Raw genomic sequence first — 14,718 nt, 5'->3', positions numbered from 1 at the left:
CCGGAAACTGTCCGGGACTTAGCGGAAATGCTGTCCGCGACTTACTGAAATCACTGTCCGGGACTTAGTGAAATCGGCGTCCGGGACTTACCGAAACACGCAAGTTGAGTGCGCTGGCCGACCAGGATATCACGGGTCCGGAAGATCACGGCGGAGGCCTGCTTGGCTTCGCTCTTCACAGCCACGAAGCGCATGGTCGGTCGCTGCGCCGCCTCGCAGATCGCCTCCGCATCGGACATGTCGTTCTTCTGCCGTTTGACGAAAGGCTTCACATAGGCGGGTGCGATCAGCCGCACGGTGTGGCCGAGCTTCCCGATCTCCCGACCCCAGTAGTGGGCACCCGGGCATGCCTCCATTGCCACCAAACACGGTGGTTGGGCGGCAAAGAAAGCCAGCACCTGGTCGCGCCGCAGCTTCCTGCGGAAGATGACCGCTCCGGCAGAGCTCGCTCCGTGTGCTTGAAAGACATTCTTGGCCAGATCCAGGCCGATGGTGCTAACTTCCGTCATGGGGCTCCTCCTTTAAGTGGCTGAGAACACCTCCACTCTGGCACATCGATGCCGTCGGGGGCGTCCATCCCATCACCGGAAGACCACGACCTTCACCGGCGCGCTCAGGCTGACCGGAATGACCGCGCACGCCAACAGAATGCGCAAACTACTTCAAGGCCGCAGGCTATGAACCGGATTAAACCGGACGTGCTCTAGCCGGGGAAGATGCAGCAACATCGTGAAGCGTATCGTACGCTCAACCAGCGCGCCGATCGCCGAGCTGCCAAGACCAAGGACATCCGGCGCCCCGGCAAGTCCGGCATATCGGGCGACGGCTTTCCGATCACGCAGGCCGTGCGAGAGAATCTCGTTCACAAGCATGTCCGCAGTCTCGATACCGACACCGATGATCCGCACAAGAAGGCGAACCATTGCGAGCGGACCCTTCTCCGTGTCCATTACCACCGAGAGCTGCCGCAACCGCTCCTGTTCGATCTCGTGGATTGTTCATGCAACAGATGAAGCCGTCCGAGATTACGGCGCAACTCGGCTCGGCTTCGTTCCGATAGGGGCATACCTTCCCCCAATGCAGAGCTTCCAGTTTGTCGGCAGCTTTGCGCAGATTGGGTTTGAAGGTGCGAATGCCGAAGCGAGCGAGATTGCCTTGATGCGGTTGGCTATCCGTGTACGTTCGCGGCGCGCCTCCTCCTCGTTGATGGTTGGGATGGCTGCCATGCTGCAGTGGCGCTGCTCGCCCCGCAGCCAGCCAAGAAGGGCGCGCATCAGCAGTTCGGTATCGAGGCGATCGGTCTTGGCACGCCGATGTTCGCGGGAAACCGCGAGGCTCGATGGCTGTATGACATAAGCTTCGACCGCGCGCGCCTTGAGCCAGCGCGCCAACCGCGGGAAGAGCTGGTGAACGCGGTGACGGCGCGCTCACCGTACATCACCAACCGCTTGCACAATCTCCCGTCCAACTCCCATGGCGACGTGCGGAACTATATTGGCCCATCTCGATGCTAGATACCACTCATATGCAGACTGTATTTGACGCGAGCCGGGACAATGTAACAGAAAGCTTACGCTGTAGGACTGTTCCTTCATCGTGCGGGAATCGTATGAAGTCGGTTCGGCGGACCGGTACGAGCCGGTCCGCTGCCCAACGCGATGCATTCAGGGAGACATGATGAACCGCTTCCTCGCCCGGCGCTTTGCCTATTCGTTGGTGACCCTCTTCGTGCTCAGCCTGCTCGTGTTCTTTCTCGGGCAGGTTCTGCCAGGCAACGTCGGTCGAGCTATCCTTGGCCCTTTCGCCGATCAGCAGGCGGTAGAAGCGCTGAATCACCAGCTCGGCTTCGATCGACCGCTCCTCGTGCAATACGGCACTTGGATAGGGGATTTTATCCAGGGCGACATGGGTCAGTCCTACATATATCGCGCCCCCGTCGCTGACTTCGTAATTCCCGCGCTCGGCCATTCGCTGAAGCTAGCGGCCCTGGCCTTCCTCATCGTCGTGCCCCTCGCGATCGTTGGTGGAGTGGTGGCCGCAATGAATGTCAACCGCCTAACTGACCGCATTATCAGTCTCGGCGGTCTGTCAGCGGCCGCTATGCCGGAATTCGTTAGCGGAGTCGTGATGATTCTGATTTTTGGTATTTGGCTGCGCTGGCTGCCAATCTCCGCAGCATGGCCGGATGGCGCCGGACCCCTAACGCAACTCAATTACCTAATCTTGCCCGCAATGCCGCTCGTGCTCGTCCTGTTCGGCTATATCTGCCGCATGGCACGTGCGGGGATGATCGAGACGCTCGACTCTGACTATACCCGCACTGCCGTCCTGAAGGGCCTGCCCTGGCGTCAGGTCATTTGGCGGCACGTGCTCAGGAACGCGCTGCTACCGACGATTACCGTCATCGCCAGCCAGACGGGCTATCTGATTGGCGGCCTTCTGGTGGTGGAGACGTTATTCCGCTACCAGGGGATCGGGTCGCTGATCTACAACGCAGCCAAGGGCAAGGACTTCCCGATGCTCGAAGCCTGCGTGCTAATCATTGGAATCACCTACGCCACGGCGACAATAATTGCCGATCTCCTGTACTCCCGGCTTAACCCGCGCATTCGGATGAGTGGCGGCCAATGACCGAAGTTGCCATTCCTGCAACCCAGAACCGGCGCCGCGAGTTGTTTGCAGCGCTGTTGCGATCCAACTCCTTTCTGACCGGACTGACCATTGTGCTTTTCTGGGTCTTTTGCAGCCTGTTCGGGTCATACATAGTGCCTTACGATCCGCTAGCAGAGGACGTCCTAAACGCGCTTGCTCCGCCTGCGGCAGCACACTGGTTTGGGACTGACCAACTCGGCCGCGATGTTTTTTCGCGGGTGATCGTGGGCTCGCGCGACATTCTCATCGTAGCACCCCTCGCGACGATCCTGGCGACGGCCGTTGGCACGGTACTCGGTCTTCTTACCGGATACTTCCGAGGCATCCTCGACGACGTTATCTCGCGCCTGATAGAGGCCGCGATGGCAATTCCGGGGGTAATCGTATCACTTCTCGCAATCGTGGCGCTCGGCACGTCCGAGAACACTGTCATCATCGTCATCGGCCTGTCCTTTGGCCCCGTCATCGCTCGCACTGTCCGATCGGCGGTCCTGGCCGAGCGGGAGCTCGACTATGTCGCTGCCGCCACACTACGACGGGAAAATTCAGCCCATATCATGTTCATCGAAATCCTGCCCAACGTACTGCCCCCCATCCTTGTCGAATCCACGGTGCGCCTCGGTTATGCGATCTTCGCCGTCGCTACCCTGAGCTTTCTCGGCTTCGGCCTGCAGCCACCCTCGCCCGATTGGGGGCTATCGATCTCAACCAACTATTCGATGATCAGCGGCGGTTACTGGTGGACGGTGCTGTTCGACGCAGTGGCCATCGCTAGCCTTGTGGTCGGGGTAAATTTGATGGCCGAGGGGTTGCACGGGGCGCTCGATGACTGAGCCGGCGTTGCGCCTATACCGACTCTCTGTCGCCTACCGCGCCGGCGGGTGTAATCGCGCGGTGCTGCGCGACGTAAGCTTCGAGATTGCCCGGGGTGAGGCGTACGGGTTGGTCGGCGAGTCGGGCTGCGGCAAGTCCACGGTGGCGCTGACAGCGGTGCGCTATCTGCCGCGGAACGGCAGGATCACCGGCGGGGCGGTCACGCTCGACGGGGTGGACGTGATGCGGCTCGGGCCCGAGGCGCTTAGGGACCTGCGGGCAAAAAAGGTCTCGATGGTCTATCAAGACCCCAGCAAAGCGCTGAACCCTTCGCTGAAGGTGGGGGGGCAGTTGGTCGAGGTGTTCGAGGTGATGGGCGTCCCGCTGGCCGAGCGTGAAGTTCGTGCGATCGAGGTGCTGAACAAGGTGCGCATCGCCGATCCCGGCTCAGTCATGCAGCGCTATCCGCATCAGCTTTCAGGCGGGATGCAGCAGCGGGTTGCGATCGCGATGGCGCTGGCAAACGATCCGACGATGCTGATCCTGGACGAGCCCACAACCGGCCTTGACGCCACCGTGGAGGCCGAGGTCCTCGACCTGGTCACTGATCTCCGGCGAGAGTTTGGCACCTCGATCCTGTTCATCAGCCACAACCTCGCCCTAGTGGCGAAGATGTGCGACCGCGTCGGCGTCCTTTATGCGGGGATGCTGGTGGAGGAAGGGCCGACGCGGGACATCTTGGATTCACCGCGCCATCCCTATACTGTGGCGCTTCTGCGGTGCCTACCGCGGGGCGGGCAGCGGAAGGACCACGGACGGCTTGACACCATCCCTGGTTTCTTGCCCATGCCTGGCGCGCTGATGCCCGGTTGCCCCTTCGCCGAGCGCTGTGCGCTCGCTGACGACCGCTGCAGGACGGAAATTCCGGCGTTGCGAGATGCTGGCGGTCGGCTCGTGCGTTGCCATTACCCTGATTTGGCGGCTGACCTTCCGCGCAGCACGCCGGCCGATGTGGCTTTGCCGAAGCCTGCAGGGGGGATCGCGCCAGTGCTCCGGGTTAGCAATCTCTCGAAGACTTATGGCCAGGGGAGCCACGCGGTGCGTGCGGTCGCCAACGTCTCGATATGCCTGCTGCCGGGGGAAACACTGGGTCTTGTCGGCGAGTCTGGCTCCGGCAAAACCACTCTGGCCCGAATGCTCCTGGGCCTGGTACTGCCCGATCCCGGCGGGACCATCGAGCTCGACGGCAACCCCCTTGCTCCCGGTCTCGACCGGCGCCGGGATGAAGACGTGAAGGCGGTACAGATCGTCTTTCAGAACCCGGATTCGGCGTTGAACCGCTCTCACTCCGTCGCTCGCATCATTGGCCGCGCGTTGCGCAGGCTCGGCGGTTTCCGAGGCGCGGACTTGTCTAGCCGTCTTGACGCGCTCGTGGCGGCGGTCCGCTTGACGCCCCGACACCTAGCTCTACGCCCGCGCCAGCTCTCCGGCGGGCTTAAACAGCGCGTGGCCATAGCGCGGAGCTTCGCCGGCGACCCTCGCGTTGTGGTCTGCGACGAACCTACCTCGGCCCTCGACGTTTCGGTTCAGGCGGCGATCCTGAATCTTCTCGCCGAGCTTCAGTCGGCCCGGGCGGTCAGCTATGTCTTCATCTCTCACGATCTTGGCGTCGTGCGGTATCTTTCCGACCGAATTGCGGTGCTCTACCTCGGGCGGATCATGGAGATGGGGCCATCGGAGCGCGTATTCGAGGGACCAAACCACCCCTATACGGAGGCACTTCTTTCCGCCGTCCCCAACCTCGACAGCACCCAGAACATACGCATTCGGCTGTCGGGCGAAATTCCCTCGGCGGCCAATCCGCCTCCAGGGTGTGTCTTCCAGAGTAGGTGCCCGCGAAAGCTCGGCGCGATTTGCGAGACATCGGAGCCACCGGTGATCGAAGTGGAACCCGGCCATGTCATTCGTTGCCACATCCCAGCAGAAGACCTCGAACGCTTCCAGCGGCCATACAAAGCCGGCGTCCAAATCGTTGAGGCCCATCTGGACAAAGTCGGTCTGAACCAGCTCGCCGAGTAGTGATTGCCAATTTGAGGATTACCAAGATGAAATTAAGCGAGTATGTTAATTACGATGCAACCGGTCTTGCCGCTCTAGTAACAAGCAAACAAGTGACGCCATCGGAGTTGGTGCAGCTAGCCCGTGTGGCCCATGACGAGGTCAATCCTAGCATCAACGCCGTCATCGAGTTTTACGAAGATGCTGAAACCGCAGCTGGCGCGAATGGGGGGCTTTTCCACGGCGTGCCTTTCTTTCGCAAGGATATTGGTTTCACCGAAGCTGGCCGCCTTCAGGAAAAAGGAAGCCGTCTGTTCAAAGGCCATCGCTCTGACACTGACAGCTATTTTTTTAGACGCGCTCGGGAGAGCGGGCTCCGGACGATAGGAAGAACGACTACTCCGGAACTTGGGATGTCCCTGTTGAGTGAAAGCATTCTCCATGGCATCACCCGCAATCCGTGGAATTTGGAACGCTCGACAGGGGGCTCGTCTGCTGGATCAGCGGCGGCAGTGGCCGCGGGTATCACTCCTATCTCCCATGGCAGCGATGGCGGCGGCTCGATTCGCATCCCCGCCGCCTGGTGCGGTCTTGTTGGGCTGAACCCGTCCCGCGGACGTATCTCCGGCGGCCCGAACAGCCAGGATGCTTCGTTTGGCCTAACACGCGAGTTTGTTCTATGCCGGACAGTACGCGACATGGCCGCCGCGCTCGACGTCTTTTCTGGTCCCTACCCCGGCGATCCATTTATCATCGTCCAGCCGAACCGGTCCTACGTAGAAGAACTTTTACAACCCACCGGGACGCTGCGAGTGGGGGTGGCGAGGACCAAGTGGGGCGCGGTCGATCTTGAACCGGAAGTTCTGAAGGCTGTCGAGTCGACGGCCACCCTTCTTGAGGAAATGGGGCACACCGTCACTGACATCGAGCCGCCATATGAGTCAATTGAGTACACGCGAGTTATGCTCGGCAGGACACGCTTCAGTTCAAAGTCGCTTGAAGAGGCCGCGCGGGACATGGGACGCGTTATCACCGCGGACACGTTGGAGCCCATTAATCTCAAGCTGTATGAGTACGGCCGGAATTCCCCGGGGCGGGCGGGGGACGTAGAAGAGGTATTGCGGAGAATGCGGTTCCGAGTGGGTGAAGCGATCCATTCTTTTGATATTCTGTTGACACCCACGATGCCGATGATGGCCCTACCGCACGGCGGCATCAACAGTACGATCAACCCGACGCTGTCTGCTGAAGAATTCAAGGCAGCAGATGCCGCGAATATCGCATACACTGGCGTATTCAATGTCTCTGGTCATCCTGCAGTGTCCTTGCCATTGGCACAAAACGCCAGCGGCCTGCCGATCGGGATACAGATAGTCGGTCGTTTTGGCGACGAGGCCACTCTGGTCCGTGTCGCACGCGACCTAGAGGACGCTACGCCCTGGAGGCACCGGCGACCAAAGACTCGGGCAGGGGCCAAATGACGCCAATGACGTAATTGCTGTCCTTTGCTCCTGTGAACAAAGACTGCGATCGACGGCTGTCGGTGGAGATTGAACAGAGAAGGCAGCAGGGAAGCAACATGTTGGACTGGTGTGTCGCAGAGGGAGACCGGCGAGTGGTCGACGATCACGCGCCGCCGGTCTCCCGGAGCGCGCTCCGGAAGACCGGCGACAGCGCTAAACTGGGGAAGAACCAAACGGCACTTCTGGGGCGTATTGAGCCGGCATCGACACTGGCTGCCAAGCAGCCGTTCGATCACCCGGCGCATCAGATCGCGCTCCAGGAAATGGTCGAAGCGGTCCGCATCTCGAAAGAACGGGTCGAGCGACTTGAGCGTGTGATCGAGGAGTTCGTTCCGGCCTGGTCATTGGCACCGATCGTGCGAGCGCTGCAGGCATTGCGTGGCGTAGACCTGATCGTCGCCGTAACATTCGCCACCGAGGTTGGCGACGTGCAAAGGTTCGAGAGTCCGCGCCAGCTCATGGGATGTCTCGGCCTCGTTCCTGGAGAACGATCGACCGGCGAGACAGTCAGACGGGGCGGCATCACCAAGGCGGGGAACGGCCGCGTTCGCCATATGCTGGTCGAGAGCGCCTGGACCTATAGGCATCCGCCGAGGGTTGGTGCGAAGAAACTATACCGTCTGGAGCAAGCATCTCCACAGGTGCGAGAGATCGCTTGGAAGGCGCAGACCCGGCTGACGACCCGATATCGGATGTTGAGCGGCCGGGGCAAGGGGACAACGGTGGTCTGCACAGCGATCGCCCGTCTACCGCGTTGAGAGCGATATCCGCGGTCGCTCCGCCGACGAACGCGGCGCCGTCCGGCAGGAGAGAAGCCGTCCCGTCATCAATGCCCTTGAGCCGTGGCTTAGGCAGCAACTCACCCTTATCAGCCAGAAGCCCAAGCTGGCGGAAGCCATCCGCTACGCACTCTCGCGCCGGCAAGGTCTGACACGATTCCTCGACAACGGTACGATCGAGATCGACTCCAACGTCGTCGAGCGCGCCATCCGTCCCATTGCGCTGAACCGCAAGAATGCGCTCTTCGCCGGCAGCGACGGCGGTGCGATATACTGCTCATCTGTCGATCGCCTTATAAATTAAGGACATTTTGGCGCGGATCATGAGACGCCGGACGCCGTGATCGCCGCGCATCAGCTTCACGCCGAACGGCATCATTCTCGATATCCGAGAGGTGAATGATCCAGGGTGCCCCCTTGCATAGTTGATTCGCTGCCAACGTGCCGCGGTTGACCATGCGACGAACTGTCGACGGGCTGACCTGGAGAATCCCCGCGGCTTCGTCGAGCGTTGCTTCGCCACGCTCCGCACGTTCGCCGTCGCGGTATGGCGCAATGCCATGGGTGTTGCGAAGACTGCACACCCTACTACGCGTCCAGCTATTGTCCTTCCCTGTCCTTTTGCCGGCGCGATTGAGGATGGCGGCGATGGACAGATCCGACATCTGGCGGGCCAGTACCCGAACAAGATCAAGGGTATCGCCTTCGATCGTCCAGCGGGTTTGCCCGACCTTGTTCTTCTTCACGATGAGACGTGTGTGATCGCCACCTTGCCAATGGATGATGAGCGCCAGACTATCGTCCACGACATCGACAATGATCTCCTTGACCAACAAGCGAATGATCTTCTTGCGCGTCTCGTTCGAAGCGCCCGGACTGTCCCATGCCTGGGCGAGGTCCTTCCCGAGAGCCATCAGCCTTGCACGATCGTCGGCGGAGACCGTTGGTGCTTGCAGCGGGGCCAAGCGGTCCAGCTCCTCCTCAAGCTCGCCCAGGTGGGTCAGCTTCTCGTTCCAGCGTCGCTCGAGTTCGCCGGCGACAAGCCGGTTCTCGGGATCGACCGCATTGTATTGGCGGCGTGCACGCTCCGCCTCGTACCGGGCCTGCCGGCAAGCATTCTCGACCTGCTGTCGCTTGTCACTATGCTCCTGGCCTTGCACTTCCATGGCAGCCAGCGCCGCCTCGATGCCGAGCGGCTGCAGTCGACCGAGAACCTCCTGGACGACTGCCCGGTCAACCCGCATACCGCCGAAGCGGATGCAGTTGTCGACGGCCTTGTCGCTGAAGGTGCCGCGACAGACGTAACGTTGGGTGTTTCCGCCTTTGCCGCTGTAAGCGACATGCAATCGACGGCCGCAGCGTGCGCAGCGCAATAGGCCTGGCAGCAAGGCTTCTCCGCGGCGGATCGCCCCGCGCCCAAGGTAGCTCTTGCCGTTGGCGTTGTCGGCGATCAAGTGCTGATTCCTCTCGAACTCCTCCCAGGAAATATATGCCTCATGGTGGCTGCGGATCAAAACCTCCCAGTCCTTCCAGTTCCGGCGCATGCTGTCACGCATCACGCGCTTGCGGCCGCCTTCGATTACAACGCGCGTTCCGCGCCGGCCAAATGCGTAGGCGCCGGCATAGACCGGATTGGTCAGCATGTGGTGCAGCGTGTGATAGACCGGCACCTTCCATTCAATCGCGTGTTTGCCGCGGCCCTGAACGACGGCCGGAACTAGAACTTGCTCCTGCCGGAACCAGAGCAAAACCTGCCGGATCGACTGCAACTCGGCGAACTTGCGGAACACCAGAGCAATGCCGTCCTGGACACGACGATCCGAATCCTTGTCGAGCTGCCCATCATCCGCTTTGACATAGCCGACAGCCACAGTCAGCAGAAGTTCCCCCCGGCGCGCCTTCTGCCTGAGCGCCTCGATGGAGCGCTGCCGGAATACCGAAAGCTCCATCTCGCTCATCGTGCCCTTCATGCCAAGCAGCAGACGATCGTTGATCAGACGCGGATCGTAGACGCCATCTTCATCTACGATCAATGTCCCGACCAACCCGCAGAACTCAAGCAAGGTGTGCCAGTCACGGCCGTTGCGCGCCAGCCGCGACGCCTCCAGCGAGACGACCGCTCCGACACGACCTTCGCAGATGGCCGCCAACAGCTTCTCAAAGCCGGGCCGAGCCGTGCCGGCGCCGGATCGGCCGAGATCGTCATCGACGATTTGCACATCATCCCAACCCAACTGCCGAGCCCGCTCAGCTAGGCCATATTGGCGACGCTGGCTCTCAAGGTTGTTTACGACCTGGTAGGACGTTGATTGCCGGATGTAGATGATGGCGCTGCGGCAAAGGTGCTCAGCGGTAATCTTGCTCATCACCCGCCTCCTTCCGGTTCGGGATCGACAGTCCGACGCCCGGCACGGACGCTGCTTCGACGAGTAGAGACTGCAACAGCACCACCGCCTTTACGCGTTCCTCGCCCGACATCTTGGCCGGCGGTATGGTGGGCACAAACAAATCCAGTTGGGTGCGCAGCGGATTCTTCATCGGCATGTCCTCCTCCGGAGATCGAGTCTCTTGGAAGAGAGCCTACGAGATGATCGAGAAGTGCGCGAAGTTCGAGGAGGTGTGTGAGCGAAAGTCGGGGCGCGGCAACGATCGCAACCGAACTGGCCTGTGGGGCGGCCATCCAGTCCGGAAGATGGAAGCTTCCGCCGTGCGGCTGCCGAACCAAAAGGTGGCGGATGCCGTCATGATCATGCTCACCGACCACCGCAACGGTCTGCCCAACCAACGGATGGAATGGATAGGTGACGACAACGTCGAAGCCCGGATTCCCGGCATTATGACGCTGCTTCCGACGGCGGCGCCGAGCACTGGGCAACGATCGCTTCGCTGATCGAGACATGCAAGCTCAACGGCATCGAGCCTCATACCTATCTCGCTGACGCGGTCGCCCGGATCGTCGCCGGCCATCCATAAAGCCAGATCGACGATCTGCTGCCTTGGGCCTACAGACCTATGCCGCTCAAAGCCGTGGCCTGAGAACAGCGGTTACACCGCAACGCAAGTAGCCCGGCGAGCAAAGTACCCCTCCGGTGAGTCACCAGCCCGCGCACCGTCATGAAACACGCTCAGTGCGAGGGCGACGCTGAACCCTGTGCAGGAGATTGAGGTGTGGACCTTGGCCGGAACCCCGGCCTGCCAGGCCAATCTCTTTGCTGCCGCCAGTACGACCTGCTTGTCATACTTCACGCGGCGGGCTAACCTCGATAAGCACCTTTGCTAGCGTCACGAAGTCTGCGACAAACATGCCAATCTCCCGCCGCACTGTTTCTGCTGCGAGCGTGAACCCGGCGCATTCGAGGACGAGGGCGCCAACGGCTGGCTCAACCTTCAAAAGCGACCTAACGCCTGCAAGCACATCGGATGTGATGACATCAGGAGGGGCGTCAGGGCAGGGATCCGCGAGCCGCTGCCACGTTAGAGAGCCTTCAATTCCTCCAATTGCAACATCTATCTCCTTTGACGACCATCCGGCCGCATTGAAATGGTGTTCTGCAAGTTTCGTGGAGTCATAAGTCAAAATCCCTACCTTGCGACCCGATGGCATGCTCTTGGCGGCAAGCGGCACTAGCGCGAGGCTCGACAACACAACTGGTACGGAAACCGCAGCCGCTACTTCGGCTTGGTGCAGCGAACTGAAGCCGCAGTTGGTGGTTATCGCCGACACCCGCTCGCTTTCCAGTTTTCGCGCTCCGCTGACATACGCATCCTTGAGCGATCGGTCTCCGGCAATTAGCCTGGCCACGTTTGCGCCTTCAACAGTCAGACGCTTGATGGGAAATTGATGTGTCTCAGGCGAGCACAATGCACCAAGATGGCTGATTGGTCTGTTTTCGAGTTCCAGTATTCCCAAGGTCTTCTTCTTCATGACGCATCTCCTATTTCGGATTCCGAAATGTTTGCCTTGGTGGTTTTCTGCGGCTCGGCTCGAACCAGTGCCGTTAAGCGACAGTCTCCTCTAGAGATCCGGGGCCCCGTCAAACATCTGCCTATGCACCTGACGGCTGCGCCAAAGAATCATTTCGCGCCAGTCCTCCGACCTCGGATCGTAGTGTTCGCGAAGACGGAGTCGGATGCCTTGTGCAAGTTCCGGGTCAACCTCGGGATTTTTCGCCAACCAATGATCCTCTCTCAGGACCCGTCGACCGTTCTCCGGATCGAACGTGCCGAATTCAAGCGCTACGTAAACGTGACGCTCACCAAGCAGCCGCTGCCAAAACTCATCAATGCAGCCCCGTATCGGCACTGACGATGAAGTCCCAAGATCGGGCGAGGTAACCGACCTTCCAAACATTGCCAGTGCACGTTCATAACCCGCAAGTCCAGAGGGTTGCTCGGTCTGAAGCTCGCCGTATCCGAAGGGCCCCAGGCCGGTATGTGCGTCGACAATCACCACCCGATCTCGGGATTTCAGAGAGAAGTCATCCGCAATTCTCTCTAGCCTCAAACGCGAATGGCTAGGACCAAAGCCTCCGAAGAACACGCCGTCGGGATAACTATATTGGCCAGCCTTTCGCGCGGTTTGAAAGGCGACTTCGCCTTTGTCCTTGCGAAATTTCTCAATGGCCCGCTCAGAGGCTTCAAATACAGGACCTCTTATCAGAGCTGGGACTAGATGGTCGGCAAGGTCGTCATACCCCGGATTGGCTGGAAGCGGCTGCGAGAAGTCCACGAAGTTACGATTAAGGTCACAGCCCTCCTCGGTGACGCGACGGTTCCATGCAAAACCATACGGGTTGAGCGCGTGTATGAGCAACATCGCTTGGCCTGGCCCCAACGATCTAGCAGTGCCCCTTCGCATCCAGTCCACCTGCCCCGCCGATCCGCAGTAGCCCTCCACGCCGTGTGTGGCCGAGATCAATACGCCCACATGACGCGCGTCTGGATTGCCGAACCAAGCGACATCGGTGAACAATTCTTCCCCACCCGGTCCGCGGGCCGGCGATTTATATGATTTCACAGACCTGGCGAGATCGAGGAACTTCTGGCGCGCTTCAAAATACGTGTCGGAAAAGTTCTCGGAGATGTCCTGCATTATCGCTTCGCGCATTTGTCAGTCCTTAACGATCAGTTCGCGGGGGCTTTTGGTGAGTGGTTCGTGACCATCCTCAGTGACAACGAACGATTGGGTAATTGTAATGCCAGTGTCTTCGAGCCAAAGGCCTGCCATCAGATGAAAGGCCGCCCCGGCCTGTAGGACCGTACGATCTCCTCGACGAATACTCGCCGTACGCTCGCCCCACGTCGGCGTGTATGCCACACCGATCGAATACCCTAACCGGCTATCCTTTTCGATACCGTGGACGCTCAGGGTCTTTCGCCATGCCAACTCGATTTCTTCGCATGTCGAGCCCGGTCGCACCACATCAAGAGAAGCGTCGATGCCCTCAATGACGTGGGATGCCAAATCGCGATAGCTTTGGGGCGGCTTACCAAAGTAGATTGTGCGGCACATCGGAGCATGGTAGCGAAGTCGACAGCCGGAAATTTCGATATTGGCAATGGAGTTGGCAGCAATAGGGCGGTCACTGAAAATTGGGTGTGCCTCGCGCGCTCGCGCGCCGAACCCCATATGAGGCGGGCTCGTCGCGGGAAGCCCCCCGAAAGACTCGGTGCCAATCATCTGCGCGTGGTAGATGGCTGCCGCCACATCGCACTCTCTCACTCCCGGAGCGGCGACTTCAACAGCGCGGGCCATCATGCGTTCGGTGATCACGCCTGCTTGTCGCATATAGGCGACTTCTTCGGCACTCTTGACGAAGCGTACCCAATTCACAAGAAGTTCGGCATCCTTGAAACGGACATTCGGCATTGCCTTGACAAATTCTGCGTGGTCTCGAGCCGTATAGTAGTAAGCACCCATCTCAACTCCCACTGTTTTTGCGCTCGGCGACTCTCGAACAATCGTCTCAGCTATAAACTGCGACGCGTGCCGATCCGCAGCCTGAACGTAGACATCGGGATAGGGGACAATGCGGTCGGCCGAGAGGTAGCTCGTGAAATGCGCGGTGGCCGAGTCAATTAACCGCCCGACCCAAAGAGGCAGCTCGACGTCTTGGAAAATCACCAGTGCCTGGACCGTATAGAACGACCACGCATCGTATCCGCTCAGATAGTATATGTTCGCAGGCTCTGTAATCACAAGTACATCGAGGTCCGCGTCCTCCATGCGGGATCTAACACGACGCAGTCTAGATCTGTACTCAGCTTCAGAGAAATTAAGAATAGGCATCAGAATTCATCCGTAGAGAGTTTCTTTGGTAGAAGGGGCACTGATAGTGCCCAAGCTCGTAGACCGACGAATCCCCTCATCCGGCAACTTAGGGCACGGCAACTACAGGAACGGTAATCGTGCGGCCGACAAAGTCCAATATAAATACGAGGGTCTATTCATCGCGAATCAAGATTGATACAGAATCTGCCGCGACCTGGCGGTAGGCCGGCATGGCCGAGAAGCAATGCTCACTGTTCCCTCGGCGGAAGTACCCACGACGTCGATGAGGCGGCTTATACCATCGGTTTCCGCGCTACGCATTTTGGAAGCAGAATGTTCACGCACAGCTCTGGCGCGTACTCAGCGACCTGGAGCGGGGCGGTATGGCCGCACCTGAAGCCGCACTTTCAGACACTTGCGGCGTGGTACCGTGAACATCCCGTTCCCCAATGTTATTATGACGCCACCACCATGTTGTCCTCAGGGTGCCGGTTGCATAGTTTGATATCGCTGCTATCGAGAGCACGTCCGGGGTTCGATGAATCGATTGTGATGTGACGCGAATCGGTTTGACTGATTCAACGTCCACTTTATGGAGGTTGACGATGGCGAGAGCACTTGG

11 protein-coding genes and 5 pseudogenes are annotated in these 14,718 nt (G+C 59.7%); 7 read left to right on the top strand and 9 right to left on the bottom strand.

Going from position 1 to position 14,718, the window contains the following annotated elements; genetic code table 11:
- Positions 1-101: 101 nt before the first annotated feature.
- The 3 genes and pseudogenes from NKJ84_RS31565 to NKJ84_RS31555 form a co-directional block, all read right to left on the bottom strand.
- Positions 102-509 (bottom strand): annotated as a pseudogene (locus NKJ84_RS31565) (IS110 family RNA-guided transposase); the annotation flags it as partial.
- Between the two features lie 153 nt (positions 510-662).
- Positions 663-950 carry a hypothetical protein gene (locus tag NKJ84_RS31560; RefSeq protein ID WP_352509785.1) on the bottom strand — a complete coding sequence of 96 codons (288 nt, stop codon included), beginning with the start codon at positions 948-950 and terminating at the stop codon, positions 663-665.
- 75 nt (positions 951-1,025) lie between these two features.
- The gene (locus NKJ84_RS31555) at positions 1,026-1,391 is read right to left on the bottom strand and encodes a hypothetical protein (protein ID WP_352509783.1); all 366 of its coding nucleotides are present in this window, start codon (positions 1,389-1,391) and stop codon (positions 1,026-1,028) included.
- Between the two features lie 286 nt (positions 1,392-1,677).
- Between NKJ84_RS31555 and NKJ84_RS31550 the strand changes: the two genes are divergently transcribed.
- The 6 genes and pseudogenes from NKJ84_RS31550 to NKJ84_RS31525 all read left to right on the top strand — a co-directional run.
- Complete coding sequence (locus NKJ84_RS31550) at positions 1,678-2,631, top strand: ABC transporter permease (protein WP_352509782.1); 954 nt, start codon at positions 1,678-1,680, stop codon at positions 2,629-2,631.
- Positions 2,628-3,485 (top strand): ABC transporter permease, encoded by an 858-nt coding sequence (locus NKJ84_RS31545; RefSeq protein ID WP_352509781.1) that lies wholly within the window; start codon positions 2,628-2,630, stop codon positions 3,483-3,485. The genes NKJ84_RS31550 and NKJ84_RS31545 overlap by 4 nt, the downstream gene beginning before the upstream one ends.
- Positions 3,478-5,544 (top strand): ABC transporter ATP-binding protein, encoded by a 2,067-nt coding sequence (locus NKJ84_RS31540; protein ID WP_352509780.1) that lies wholly within the window; start codon positions 3,478-3,480, stop codon positions 5,542-5,544. The genes NKJ84_RS31545 and NKJ84_RS31540 overlap by 8 nt, the downstream gene beginning before the upstream one ends.
- A gap of 26 nt (positions 5,545-5,570) precedes the next feature.
- Complete coding sequence (locus NKJ84_RS31535) at positions 5,571-7,004, top strand: amidase (RefSeq protein ID WP_352509779.1); 1,434 nt, start codon at positions 5,571-5,573, stop codon at positions 7,002-7,004.
- A 260-nt stretch (positions 7,005-7,264) separates the two neighbouring features.
- Positions 7,265-7,804: pseudogene (locus NKJ84_RS31530) on the top strand (transposase); the annotation flags it as partial.
- Positions 7,791-8,123 (top strand): annotated as a pseudogene (locus NKJ84_RS31525) (IS66 family transposase); the annotation flags it as partial. The pseudogenes NKJ84_RS31530 and NKJ84_RS31525, both read left to right, overlap by 14 nt.
- On the opposite strand, the gene NKJ84_RS31520 reads toward NKJ84_RS31525, so the two are convergent.
- The 3 genes and pseudogenes from NKJ84_RS31520 to NKJ84_RS31510 form a co-directional block, all read right to left on the bottom strand.
- The gene (locus NKJ84_RS31520; RefSeq protein ID WP_352509778.1) at positions 8,119-10,191 is read right to left on the bottom strand and encodes a recombinase family protein; all 2,073 of its coding nucleotides are present in this window, start codon (positions 10,189-10,191) and stop codon (positions 8,119-8,121) included. The pseudogene NKJ84_RS31525 and the gene NKJ84_RS31520 overlap by 5 nt on opposite strands.
- Positions 10,172-10,369 carry a hypothetical protein gene (locus tag NKJ84_RS31515; protein ID WP_352509784.1) on the bottom strand — a complete coding sequence of 66 codons (198 nt, stop codon included), beginning with the start codon at positions 10,367-10,369 and terminating at the stop codon, positions 10,172-10,174. The genes NKJ84_RS31520 and NKJ84_RS31515 overlap by 20 nt, the downstream gene beginning before the upstream one ends.
- Before the next feature lie 100 nt (positions 10,370-10,469).
- A pseudogene (locus NKJ84_RS31510) lies at positions 10,470-10,724 on the bottom strand (DUF5372 family protein); the annotation flags it as partial.
- Here NKJ84_RS31510 and NKJ84_RS31505 point away from each other — a divergent pair.
- A pseudogene (locus NKJ84_RS31505) lies at positions 10,667-10,861 on the top strand (transposase domain-containing protein); the annotation flags it as partial. The pseudogenes NKJ84_RS31510 and NKJ84_RS31505 overlap by 58 nt on opposite strands.
- 199 nt (positions 10,862-11,060) lie before the next feature.
- On the opposite strand, the gene NKJ84_RS31500 reads toward NKJ84_RS31505, so the two are convergent.
- From NKJ84_RS31500 to NKJ84_RS31490, 3 genes are all read right to left on the bottom strand, one after another.
- Positions 11,061-11,750: an aspartate/glutamate racemase family protein gene (locus tag NKJ84_RS31500; RefSeq protein ID WP_352509777.1), complete on the bottom strand. Its 690-nt coding sequence runs from the start codon at positions 11,748-11,750 to the stop codon at positions 11,061-11,063.
- Positions 11,751-11,840: 90 nt separating this feature from the next.
- On the bottom strand, positions 11,841-12,932 hold the full coding sequence (locus NKJ84_RS31495; RefSeq protein ID WP_352509775.1) for a M14 family metallopeptidase: 1,092 nt from the start codon (positions 12,930-12,932) through the stop codon (positions 11,841-11,843).
- Positions 12,933-12,935: 3 nt separating this feature from the next.
- Positions 12,936-14,114, bottom strand: coding sequence for a M24 family metallopeptidase (locus NKJ84_RS31490; protein ID WP_352509774.1), 1,179 nt, complete (start codon positions 14,112-14,114; stop codon positions 12,936-12,938).
- Positions 14,115-14,718 lie beyond the last annotated feature (604 nt).

Source organism: Mesorhizobium sp. M0048, from assembly GCF_040323405.1.
Classification (GTDB): Bacteria; Pseudomonadota; Alphaproteobacteria; order Rhizobiales; family Rhizobiaceae; genus Mesorhizobium.
This window is presented reverse-complemented; position numbering and strand designations above follow the sequence as displayed.